The sequence below is a fragment of the Psychrobacter namhaensis genome (genome assembly GCF_016107545.1).
Lineage (GTDB): Bacteria > Pseudomonadota > Gammaproteobacteria > Pseudomonadales > Moraxellaceae > Psychrobacter > Psychrobacter namhaensis.
Genome location: NZ_JABASS010000001.1, coordinates 96,976 through 109,295, shown reverse-complemented (window position 1 = coordinate 109,295; position 12,320 = coordinate 96,976). Strand labels below are relative to the sequence as shown.

Sequence of the window (12,320 nt, the reverse complement as noted above, 5' to 3'; positions counted from 1 at the left end):
TTGTTTGATGGACTGGTCGAGCAGGGTTTGTTGAGCGTTCGATCATTCATTCAGACAGCTTTGGGTAATCGCCGCGCTGAAAAAATGGTCAAAAACAAAATCACAGCCAAAATAACAAACACTTCTTGAATAGCCGTGCCAACGCTTTGTATACTACCAGTCGCTAACAACTGGGCCCCGCGCCCTGCCACGTAGAGCGTCACCAACGTTATAAAAATAGTAGAAACGATTCGGCGACTGATGTTGTTGAGCGCCGCACCTTCTGTCACCACCTCTTTGGCTAAGCTGCTAAAACCGACCGTGGTGGTGGGCAGATAGGCCAGTCCCACCCCCACCCCTTGTAAACTCATAATCAACATCAATAACCAAAGCGTTGGCTGATACAAGCACCATGCCAACAGCAGCATAGATGACGCACTAAGGATGATACCTAAAATCCCTATGTCTCTAGCGCCGTGCTTATCCACTCGCTTGCCTGCAAAATGCGTGGTGATACTAGACATTAGCGTCGCGGTCATCAAAATCACGCCAGTCCACAAGGCACTCTCGCCCATGACCTCCTGAACTAAAATCGGCAATAATAACAAACCCACCATCAGACCCAAAGTCTGCGTCACGCTAATAATCGTACTATGCAAATACACGGTATTGCGGAACAGGCGCACGTTTAATAACGGCTGACTCTGACGGCGCTCATACGCCCACCAAACCATAAAGGATACCAAGAACATAGCAGCAAGCAGACTGGTCTTAATCACACTCGCAAGACTGGTATAAAAGTCTGTTTTAAGCGTGCTAAGCCATGTCATCAAAGCCAGCAGCCAAATAAGCAAGCTGACAAACCCTTTCATATCAAAAGTCTTACTGGCCTTGGGCGAACCGATATTCGGTAAAAGCCGCCACACCATCAAAGTGACCACCGCACTCAGCGGCAGCGTCACGGCAAACAACGTCCACCATGTAAACTGCTCAACCAAGTAAGCGCCTATCAATGGACCAAATGCCAGTGACATCATAATGACAATACCCCACAGTGCCATCACTCTGCCGTGTCTATGCTGCGGATAAATCTGGTAGAGCATGCCGATAGACAGCGGAATCGTCAGACCCCCACTCAGCCCTTGTATAGCGCGCGCTACAATCACCATCGTCATGGAGGGCGCACACATACCAATCACTGAGCCCAGCATAAACCCCATGATTGCGGTTAAATAAACCGGCTTAAAGGCAAATTTTTTATGTAAATAACCACTGAGCATGAGCCCCACGCTCATAGACAGCACATAAGCATTCAGTACCCAGCCGCCCATCACAATATCGACGTCGAACACCGACATAAAGATGGGAATAGCAGGATTGAGGGCACTATTACTAAAGCTGATGACTGTACCGCCAAGCAACAGTGTCAGCAGCACCTGTTGACGCGACTTACTTGTCAATTCCTGACTGCTGTTAAGAAATGCCATCATTTATATCATTGACCAGTAAGGGCGTGATCAGCACTGCCGTACTGCCAAGCTTTGTAAAAAGTGATAGATTTAGTGAGCGTAAAAATTTCATTTATGAAGCAACGGCACCATAAAAGTTAAGATAGCCCCTCGATTCAAAAAACTCATCACGATGACAAAAGTAAAGCGATGCCTTTTTTTCAGGCATGTCGATCAGTCGTTGTACATGATAGGCAAAACTATCGGCCACCCATTTATACACCTCAACCTTGCTATCCGGCTCGACCACTATTTTTTTGGCATCGGTATGCTCAAAGATAAACTTACTGATCATCATCCCTGTTGGTTTCAAATAACCTTTGCCCACGACAGCAGGATCACCCAATAAAATGTGCCAGCCCATATCAGTGTCTTTGGCTTTATAATAATAAGACAGTCGATCACGAGCGGTTTCATAAATCTCCGTATAACCAATAGGCACACCCTCGCAAAGTATGATGTAGAGACGCTGGTGGTCATCGGCCAGCATTTTCTCAAAATGTACGCGCAGCTGCGGCATAGGCAGATGCAATTGCCACTGATCGACCACGTGCTCAGCGTGCATCCATTTATAGAGCATTGGCATGTCTTCAGGATATTTAACCGCTCGTAGCCCAAACGCCTTACCATAAGCCTCTACGGCAAAGGTGGCTGGCAGATTTTGTGTGATGGTCGGCATGGATGGTTCCTTATTGTGTGGTTTAGAGGCTTTGCAAAATTTCTCTTAGTAAAAACGTACGCCTTTTAAAATAAATCGCGATACTGCTCATTGATATGATGACCATGGCATTAGGAGGATGCGCCAAATTTTTGGAACACCTCTAATGCATCGGTGTCGTAAATGGCCTTACCTAGTAATTGATTGATGATTTGCCCGGCTCGATAGGCACCCAGCCCCAAGTCAGGAGTACCTACGCCATGAGTATGAATTTCTTGATTTTGTACAAAGACTTTGCCGCTATTACTATCACGATTTTGATACATCAACGCGTAGTGCCGATCAATCTTTGGTTGGCCAAATTCATCATAATCAATGGATGGTAGCAATGGGTTTAGGCAGGTAGGCAGCGCATGACGATAACCGGTGCCAGCGATGAGGCAGTCGTAATCCGCCGTAAAAAACTGCTGCTGCTCACACTGCTCAAACGTTACTTTTAAGGTGTCATCAAATAAAGTATCGTCAAGGGTTGCCTCGATCACGGCACAATTGGACAGTAGTGTCGTATATGGCGCTTGATTGCCAATGCTGCGCTCATAGAGCTTATGATAAATATCGCGTATGGTGTCAAACCCCATGCCTTTGTAGAGCAGGTCCTGCTTGGGTGCGACTTTTGCTTTGGTCGCGCCGTCCAACTGATAAAAGTAATCGGTATAGGCGGGACTAAAGTGCTCTAACCCCAATGGCGAGTATTCCATCGGAAAAAAACCAGACGAGCGAGTGATCCAGTCCAATTGAAATTTTGGCTCATCATTGCTATCAAGTTGCTGTTCAAACAATTCGCGGTATACCTCAGCTGACGACTGACCAGACCCCAAGACCACGATTTTGGTTAATCTATCGTCTGACTTATTGTCATTTTGTTTGCTACTTTTTGCCTTAATGGCTTCAAGATCAAAGTTATTGGTAAAGTGCGCGGTATGCATACAGCGCTCAGGTGCTTGATTGGCAAGCTTTTGCAGTGCAGTCGGTAGCGTCGGCTGCGTGCCCGTGCCTATGACTAGGTTTTTGGCGTAATACGTCTTTTGCTCGCCTTGCTCTTGAACCGTCACGACAAATCCGTTATGTTCCTTAGCGTTGGAACTCTCATCACAGTTTTGACTAAACGCCACCTCTATCACTTGCGCATCAAACACCACGCTATCCAGCTGCCCTGCCACCCATTGGCAATAGTGATTGTATTCTTTACGATAAATCTTAAAGTCCTCTAAAAAATAGAACTTGAGCAGTCGATGCTGCGTATGCAGATAGTTTAAAAATGAATGCGGGCTGGTCGGATCTATCAATGTCACCAAATCTGCCATAAAGGGCACCTGTAGTGTGGTGTGCGGTAACATCATACCTTTGTGCCAATTAAACCCCGCCTTTTGCTCAAAGAACTTGGCATTGACGTCTGTTTTGTCGAGCAATGCCGCTAAACTAAGATTAAATGGCCCCAAACCGATACCGAGAAGATCTAACACGTTAATTCCTTACTGATTTATACCGATTGTTTACATGTTGATTTATATCGAGCTATCGCTAAGTCAACATAAAAGTCTGTCAGCAAAACTGAGATAAATATTCCAAAACCTCTGTCACGCCTGCGAACAGCAAGCAAGAAAAATTTATCCCATTAGAACGAGGATGTTAATGTATTGATTTTATTTTCAACTGACTACAACGACCTGTAACTGTTTCATTTAATATTGACCATACCGACCCTAAGCGCTCATAGGATTGGGAATATCGACATAGATAGACTGGGTTTCCACAGGTGCCGTCAGCTCATCCAGCGCATGAAGTCTGGTCAGCAGATTGCCTTTGAATGGTAACGTCGGACTACGCAGTAATAGATCAAATAACGAGCGATGCGGATACTGGCTGTCCAGCGTCTCTAAGCAATCTCGAAACGTGGCCAATAAAGTGGCTTCACTGACAAGCTGAGTACGAGCAATCGCGGTGATAAGACCAAAAATAGTATTGCCGACTAGATAATAGGCCACGCGCGAATCGGCAAAATCTTCTGGAATGACGCACTCACCTTCACTAATCAGCTCAGGATACGCATCAATTAGCGGCATCGCATACTCAGCAATATAGCCAAACCCTTGATTGTCTCTCGCCCAAAACTTTGCAGGATAGCCCTCTTTTAGCTCTATCAGACTGTTTTGCTGATGCACCTCAAAACCAATGCCATGCTGATAGTACATGTGGATGAGCGGTATAAAACCGACTTTTAGATAAGTGTCAAACCATCCAGTCGCAATCTCGTCCAACTGCTTACCAGTACGCTGATGGATAGACGCAAACAAAGTGGCAAAGCGATTGGTGAGACGAGTGGGATGATCTTGGCTCAAGCTTGCAAGATTGGTGACTTGCATGGACTGGGTAAAAGGATTGTCACGCAAGATACAGATGGTTTCATCGATGATTGTGCCGTCTATAGACAACGCAATCCACGCAGGGTCGTTCAATACCGCAATCGTGTCATACTCAGCGCCCAACTGCTTACCATAATCGCTACGCCATATCCGGCAGGCGTGCATACCGCGCTTACACTCTTTGGGCAAATTGATACGCACAGAATTGGTAATCGCTACCGATAGCGATAACTTAAACATCCACGGTGCCTCAAATGCCGCGAGCGTACGCACTGATGTCGTCGGATGCAAATGCCAGCCAAGCGCGCCCAAATCAAACAGCTGACCTTTTTCAGTTAACGCCTGATACCAGGCTTGTTGCTGCAAGAACGTCGCTTGCCAAGGATGTAGTGGCAATAATTTATGGTTGGGATATTGGTTGATAAGCTGTCGTTGATAGTCGCTCATATCCGCGAGTAGCTTGGTCTTTAGCTCAGCGGTAATACTATCGCCATCGACAAACTCTTCGACAATATAGTCCGGATGCACCAGCCAATAGTTCAGCTGCGTTTTGCTATTGGTTTCGGGGGCATACTTTGCCCACTCAGCACCATAAAAACCTGCACGACCCTTTGGGGTCGGATGCATGGCATGTCCATAAATCAGACTTTGCTCGGTTTGAATAAAATCTTGTGTGTCATCGATAATGTCATCAAGCTCATCACTGCGATGCGCTAAAATAGTTTGCAGCCCTTCATAGCTTTCAAGCCAGCGCTTTAGTACACCATTACCATCGAGTTTTACATCATCTTTGTGCTGATGCACGATGTCTTCGATAATAAAAGACGCAAGGCTCACAGCAGACGGTTTTAGCCATTGAGGTTCTGATTGAGCGTCGTTTAATGAAGCTGCATTTAATACAGAAGGCGTGTCAGCAAAACGGTGCTGACCCAACTGGCTGACTCTGTCCACGGGCACCGCCATAATAGTGTTGTGCTGTGCCAGATTTAATACCAAAACAGGCTTGTCTTGCGAGATCTGTTTATATAGTAAGTCCTGCCCCTTGACTGGCATGATTTTGCCGCGCCCTGTCTCGTAACAGTAGGCATTCACTAAATTTTGTAGTGTCAAACGATCAAGCGTTTTTTGTTGCATCATAGGGCTGTCCCTCATAATTTTGGAGTCGATTAAAACCAGCGATAGTCATCTGTTCTATAATGGTATTGATGTCACAGGCTTGCGTATTAGGATTTAAAATAGTGAATTTTAGGCAAAGGTGCTGCTCGTATTGAGTGGTGGCCACGTTGGCAATATTATTGATTAACAAGTCCTGCGCTATTTGGCGATTTAGCTGAGACAGCTGCTGGTCGGACAACGCGGTGTTTTGCGGTTTAAAGTAAAATAAGACACTGCTGATAATCGGCTGATGCACCAACACAAAATCAGCGTGGTCTTCAACCAGCTCTGCCGCTTGTCTCGCTGTCCTAAGACAGTTGTCAATCAATGCGCCATAATCATCCGTCCCTAATAAGTCAAGCGCCATCCAAAGCTTTAAAGCGTCAAATCGACGCGTGGTTTGGAGAGAATACGTGACCAGATTTGGGATATTGTCTTTTTCATCATCGGAGGAGTTAAGATACTCACTATGATGACGAATGCTCTCAAAGTCTTGTTGATCCCGTAATAAAAAAGCACCGCAGCTGATCGGCAAAAAGAAATGCTTGTGAAAGTCTAAAGTAATGGAATCCGCTGCTTGTATGCCGTCAATGAGATGACGATAACGCTGAGACAGGAGCAAAGCCCCGCCCCAAGCCGCATCCACATGTAGCCATATCTTATGCTCACGGCACATCTTGGCAATGTCAGCTAAAGGGTCAATCGCACCCAAATCTGTGGTGCCAGCCGTGGCAATCACTGCCATCACATTATCCGCGCCTATCTCCTCTATTTTTTGCTGTAGATGAGAGACAAGCATCGCGCCACTCGCATCGGTACCTACCTTTTCAACGCACCGAATGCCAAGCCCTAACAATGCTGCATTTTTTTCGATAGAAAAGTGCGCTTGGTCTGAGCAAAGAATGATGCCGCGCGGCTGACCCATCATGCCGTCTTTGTGTACATTGATGCCTTTGGCTGCATAGAACTTATTGCGCGCCAAGAGCAATCCCATCAAATTGCTTTGGGTACCGCCACTGGTAAACACGCCACCTGCCTTGTGTCTTGCTTGGTTATCAGCATCAGCGTCTGTTTGAGTGTGTATTTGAACATCATCACTGGTTTCAAAATGGCACAGCTGGCACAGCCACTCGATCAAATCTTTTTCGATATAAGTGGCGGCAGGGCTTTGGTTCCAAGAGTCCATACTTTGATTGGTCGCCGCAATGATCATCTCGGCAATTTGACCAATCACTAAGGTCGGTGGATGCAAGTGCGCTAGACAACGACGGTGTGCCGTGGATACAGAGCTGGGCAAAAACTTGTCTTGTATATCCGCCAGTATGGCTTCGATATCTCGTCCTTGTGACTGAATACTGACCGAATTCGCTGCTTGCACTTGCTGCGGGGTCCCACCTGAATAGACGTTGTTGTCATTGAGCCACTGTTTAATGATGGCACTCGTTTTATGCATATGTGTGAGGTATTGCTCACTGGTTTTCTCGTTTAATAAATGCAAAATATCCTCACCAGTTTGTCTTGCGCCTCTATTAAAATGAGAGATGCGATTATTGTTATGCGTTTTTTAAGCTAAAATTATACGAGTGTTACGATGCGCTACTGATTTTCTTGTAGCGCCTGCTCTAGCTTGTCTAATACTTGGTGTAGCTCGTCTTTTGTCACATTAAGCGGTGGCAAGAAGCGCAGGACGGTGCCGCCGCGTCCCCCTTTTTCAATGACTAAACCGTGTCTAAAACACGCCTGCTGAATGCTTGCCGCCGCCGCACTATCGGCAGGATAACTGCCATCACTGTGTCTAGGCAGAGCCGGATCTATAATCTCCACACCGATCATCAGGCCTCGACCTCTGACATGCCCAATTCTCGGATAGCGTTTTTGTAGTCCTTTTAACTCTGACATAAACCAAGCGCCGCTCTCAGCCACATAAGCTGCCATATCGTTGTCTTTTAGATATTCGAGGGTGGCAAGTCCTGTTGCCATCGCCAACTGATTGCCACGGAAGGTGCCCGAGTGATTGCCCGCTTGCCAGGCATCGTATTGCTTCTTAACACCGAGTATCGCAAGTGGCAGACCGCCGCCAATAGCTTTTGACATGACAATCATGTCAGGATCGATGTCTGCGTATTGATACGCAAACCAGCTTCCCGTACGGCAAAATCCCGTTTGCACCTCATCAATGATCAATAGAATATCAAGCTCTCTGGTCACTCGGCGTACCTGCTTGAGCCACTCAATTGGTGCCGGATTGACCCCGCCTTCTCCCTGAATGACTTCTAAAATGACGGCCGCGGGTTTGACCACGCCGCTTTCTACATCTTTTAAAAAATTTTCAAAATAAGTGATATGAGCGCTGACACTTTGCTCAGCAGACAAACCAAAAGCGCAACGGTAAGCATTGGGATACGGTAAAAACTGTACCGGACTCATCAGGCCTTCAATGCCTTGCTTGGGTGCCAGATTGCCAGTGACAGCAAGCGCGCCATGCGTCATCCCATGATAGCCACCACTAAAGCTGACGATGCCTGAGCGACCAGTGACTTGTTTTGCCAATTTCATCGCGGCTTCTACCGCATCAGCGCCCGTTGGTCCACAAAACTGCAAGCAATACTCGTCACTCTCGGTCGCCAAAAGCGTGTACATAAATTCGCTGAATTTGTCTTTTAATGGCGTGGTAATGTCTAAGGTGTGCATCGGCAGATTGCTGTCCAAAAGCTGTTTGATGCTCTCAGTGACCACAGGATGATTGTGCCCAAGTGCCAGTGTCCCTGCGCCCGATAGACAGTCTATGTACTTATTGCCTTCCACATCAGTAATCCAAGCGCCTGTAGCTGATTGGATCGCAAAAGGCAGTTTGCGAGGATAACTGCGCACCTTGGATTCAAACTGCGCTTGGCGATGTAAATAGCGTTTATTATTGTTTTTTTCTTTTGAGAAAGACGTAGACATAGCATCGAACCTTATTCGGCTTATGCACTAAAACTCGAATACAAGTTTTAATGTTTGCAGACTGTTTGTAGATACCATCATTGAACACAATAGGGGTTAAAAGCTCAGTTATTAAAATATGGCTCTTAAAAACACAGTTATTAAAAACGTGATGATTACTAGTGCAGTCAGCTTTATTTAAAAAACATAGTGTAAATCCACTACAACCTCGATCAAAATATTAAATGATAATAAAAGTGATAATCATTATCATTTGTGGAACGTATTATTGATGACCTTTGCGCAGCTGTCAACCCACTTTATTTATTTTTGAACGATTAACTCAAGAATTGGTACAAAAACAAGGTTTGTTAACGCTCAGTCGCAGACAAACGACAAATACTCACAAGTGTAAACTCATCAGCATTGTCATCAACCTGTCTTTTTTCTGGGAAACTATCGACTCACGGCCACGGGCACTTTACGAATCAGCCATAAGAAATAAGCGCCACCAATGATGGCAGCAATAGTGCCCGCCGGTAGCTCATACGGAAAGATGACGTAGCGTCCTACCCAATCTGCCAACACCATCACCCCTGCGCCCAATAGTGCCGCCAAAGGCAGTTGTCGCTCAAGTCTTACCGCACCAAGGGAGGTCGCCAAATGTGGCACCATCAAACCAATAAAACTGAGCGGTCCTACCGCAAGCGTACTGGCTGTACTAAGCGCTGCCACTAGTGCTAATAGCGCTATCGTCACTGGGGTTACGGCCACCCCTAGCGTGCGAGCGACGCCCGTACCCAAACCAAGAACCCGTAAGGGTTTGATGAATAATAAGCTTAAGGCAAATAAGACAAGCGCAATGCCGATGAGATACCATACCGTACTAGGCTGAGCGCTATAAGTCGTCCCTGATAACCAGCTGAGCATCGCCTCTAGGCGCGGATCACCAGACAGCTTGACCATGTGCATCACTCCATCCATCATGGCAGCAATACCGATACCAACCAATAACAGATAGCCTGAGCTTACCCTGCGTGCCAGCCAAATAATCAATAGCAATACGGCTATCGCACCAGACAATCCTGACATCAGCAAAGTACCTGCGCCAGCGGTAATTCCTAAACTTGGTAGCAATAAAAACCCTAAAATAACCCCAAGCGCTGCCCCCGAGCTGACCCCCAATACTTCTGGACTTGCCATCGGATTACGCGTGAGTGTTTGTAATAACACACCTGCCACAGCTAGCATCAGACCCGTTGCCGCCGCACTCAAGCTGCGTGGTAGTCGATACTGCTCGGTGATTGCCCAGTCCGTACTCACACCCCAGCCGTTGACATCCTGCACAAAAAGGCAAGCCAGTACGATCATCACGACCACGCCAAGACCCCAGCGCCAATATGCGACAGGCGTGTTCTTACCCGTCAGCGTTGGAATCACTGTCTCTATACGCTCACGTCGCTGACGTAAAATCAGCCAAATAATAAGTGGCGCCCCAAGAATACCCGTCATCGCCCCTGCAGGAATTTGCATACTCAGTATCGGCTCAAGTAATAACGCCACGTTGCTGGTTAGCCATAACAGCAGGGCACCTAGGCCAAAAGCAGCGACCAAACGCTTGCTGATTGAAGAGACACCAAGGGCATTGACTAAGCTTGCAGCACCAAGACCAATAAAGCCTATCAGACCGACTTCACTGACCACCAAAGCCGTCACGATAGCCACAATAAGTACCACGGTGGCACGTATATCGTTAATCGGCACCCCCAAACGCTTGGCTTGCATGTCATCCAAACTCATCAAGGTCAGTGGCTTCAATAAAGGCAAGCACACAGCCGTCATCGCAATCGTGGTAATCGCAAGCATCAAACTGGTAGACCAGCTGTTTTGCGCCAAAAAACCCGCGGCCCACGACAGCATCCCGTTACTACGTTCAGCAAAAAATAACACCAATACGTTGGCGACGGCAGCGAGCAAAATATTTACCACCAAGCCTGCCAATATTAAAATCAACGGGTTAAATCGACTGGGTGCCGATAAAGCAAAAACCAGCCCCATACTGATAATCGCCCCAACAAAGGCGACATAAACACCACCATAAATCGCCAAGCTTGGCAAAAACAGCGACACGATCAACATCGCCAATTGTGCGCCGACGCCGACACCCAAGGTGGTGTCTGAAGCGAGCGGGTTTTTGACCAGTTGCTGTAGCAAGATACTGACCACCCCAAGCAGCCCTCCTGCCAGCAGCGCCACGATACTGGTCGCCACTAGATGTAGCTGTGTTGCCATACTGGCGATATCCAACTGCGAGCTTGGAAGAAACAACTCGCTTAGTGGGCGCGTCCACTCCTGAGCGATCAATGCACAACTGCTCCATAATGACAACAGGATGAGGGTGATAACCATAGCCCACAGTCGCCAAGAATTAATGAACAAGGAGACGTTTTGTTGTTGCGGTGGAGTTGGCGGGGGGCCGGATGATTGTTGTCTTGTTTTTGGGGACTGCTTTGATAACTCAACCGACTGAGAAGTGGAAAGTGACGTCATAGGATTAGCATTATTATTAGTATGATTGGCATTAAGATGTTGAGAGTGATTGTCAATATGGGTGTTCATGACGCAGCTCCGCCTTTTAATTCAACAGTGGATAAGTTATGTGCCAACCCTACCAATGATGACATGCCGCCATAAATCCATACGGGTGGCAGCTCGCCCATACAACGCTGGTTCCCATAGCTTAAGCGTTGCCACACCAAACTGTCTTTAATCTCAGCCCTAGTGATTGGACTAAGGGGATCTATAATTAATAAGCAAACATCTTCATCTAACTGCGCCAAATCGCCCATTCGTATCGGAACGAAGCCATAACTATTGCCTAGGCCCAGTACCACAAGCTCTTTTTGCATCTGTGAAAGCGCGGGCTGGAACAAACTATTAGCAACATACATACGCATATTATTAGCATCCGCAAACTGTACGACGGCGAATTTCTTGATGTTTGGATAGCGCTGTTGCAGGCGCGCACCAGCAAGTTTGATATCTTTATGGCTTTTGATAACATAGTCTTCAGCCAATTTAGGCGCATCGATCAGTTTGCCCAGCTGGCGAGTCGGCTCAGTATAATCCGCCCAAGTCGCACTCTCCCCTTTAGCAGCAAACATAATCGACTCTGCGGGGACGTCACCATAAAGACTGCGAGCATGCTCATAAAAAAAGTTATCCACGACCATATCTACTGGCAGCTGAGCGATTAACTCGGCATTGGGCTGATAACGGATACCGACATCAACCGTCGAAGTTGGCAGTTTAGGCGTGCCGACCCATCTGTCCCACACTCTGATATCGCCTGTCGCAATCGGAGGATAGCCCATGGCCGTCAACGTCGCCGCATTGCCCCAATCAGGAGAAGCAATATTGATTTTAACGTTATCAGGCTGATCTACCCGAGCATCTTTTTGTCCCGTTGTTGGTTGCTGACACGCAGTAAGGGCAGTGGTGAATACCAATGCTGTGATGACAGCCCACCCCTTTCGCTTAAGCAGCACAGAGTTGAAACAATCAGATACTGAAGGTTTGATTATCAGACGGGAGAATTTGTATTTGTACAGAACAGAAAACATAAGGGTCTATCTTTTTAGGCGAGTAAGAAGAATCAATGAATAAAAAAAG

General features: G+C 46.9%; 8 protein-coding genes. All 8 read right to left on the bottom strand.

Annotated features, from left to right (window positions below; translation table 11 throughout):
- Positions 1-50 precede the first annotated feature (50 nt).
- Positions 51-1,469, bottom strand: coding sequence for an MFS transporter (locus tag JFC06_RS00390; protein WP_198333546.1), 1,419 nt, complete (start codon positions 1,467-1,469; stop codon positions 51-53).
- 91 nt (positions 1,470-1,560) lie between these two features.
- Positions 1,561-2,166 (bottom strand): GNAT family N-acetyltransferase, encoded by a 606-nt coding sequence (locus tag JFC06_RS00385; protein WP_198333545.1) that lies wholly within the window; start codon positions 2,164-2,166, stop codon positions 1,561-1,563.
- Positions 2,167-2,276: 110 nt separating this feature from the next.
- Entirely contained in the window at positions 2,277-3,668 is a 1,392-nt protein-coding gene (locus JFC06_RS00380) for a lysine N(6)-hydroxylase/L-ornithine N(5)-oxygenase family protein (RefSeq protein WP_198333544.1), read from the bottom strand.
- A 240-nt stretch (positions 3,669-3,908) separates the two neighbouring features.
- A complete protein-coding gene (locus tag JFC06_RS00375) occupies positions 3,909-5,705 on the bottom strand; it encodes an IucA/IucC family protein (protein WP_198333543.1) in 1,797 nt (598 codons plus the stop codon).
- Entirely contained in the window at positions 5,683-7,221 is a 1,539-nt protein-coding gene (locus JFC06_RS00370; protein ID WP_198333542.1) for a pyridoxal phosphate-dependent decarboxylase family protein, read from the bottom strand. Before JFC06_RS00370 ends, JFC06_RS00375 begins: the two co-directional genes overlap by 23 nt.
- Positions 7,222-7,319: 98 nt before the next feature.
- Positions 7,320-8,669 carry a diaminobutyrate--2-oxoglutarate transaminase family protein gene (locus JFC06_RS00365; protein ID WP_198333541.1) on the bottom strand — a complete coding sequence of 450 codons (1,350 nt, stop codon included), beginning with the start codon at positions 8,667-8,669 and terminating at the stop codon, positions 7,320-7,322.
- Positions 8,670-9,104: 435 nt separating this feature from the next.
- The gene (gene fhuB / locus JFC06_RS00360; protein WP_198333540.1) at positions 9,105-11,267 is read right to left on the bottom strand and encodes a Fe(3+)-hydroxamate ABC transporter permease FhuB; all 2,163 of its coding nucleotides are present in this window, start codon (positions 11,265-11,267) and stop codon (positions 9,105-9,107) included.
- Positions 11,264-12,271 carry a TroA family protein gene (locus JFC06_RS00355; RefSeq protein WP_227670185.1) on the bottom strand — a complete coding sequence of 336 codons (1,008 nt, stop codon included), beginning with the start codon at positions 12,269-12,271 and terminating at the stop codon, positions 11,264-11,266. The genes fhuB and JFC06_RS00355 overlap by 4 nt, the downstream gene beginning before the upstream one ends.
- Positions 12,272-12,320: the final 49 nt, after the last annotated feature.

What these genes read in the sequence shown, in the direction of transcription:
- fhuB (WP_198333540.1), bottom strand. Translation starts at nt 11,267, where the DNA reads ATGAACACCCATATTGACAATCACTCTCAACATCTTAATGCCAATCAT.
- JFC06_RS00365 (WP_198333541.1), bottom strand. Translation starts at nt 8,669, where the DNA reads ATGTCTACGTCTTTCTCAAAAGAAAAAAACAATAATAAACGCTATTTA.
- JFC06_RS00355 (WP_227670185.1), bottom strand. Translation starts at nt 12,271, where the DNA reads ATGTTTTCTGTTCTGTACAAATACAAATTCTCCCGTCTGATAATCAAA.
- JFC06_RS00385 (WP_198333545.1), bottom strand. Translation starts at nt 2,166, where the DNA reads ATGCCGACCATCACACAAAATCTGCCAGCCACCTTTGCCGTAGAGGCT.
- JFC06_RS00390 (WP_198333546.1), bottom strand. Translation starts at nt 1,469, where the DNA reads ATGATGGCATTTCTTAACAGCAGTCAGGAATTGACAAGTAAGTCGCGT.
- JFC06_RS00375 (WP_198333543.1), bottom strand. Translation starts at nt 5,705, where the DNA reads ATGATGCAACAAAAAACGCTTGATCGTTTGACACTACAAAATTTAGTG.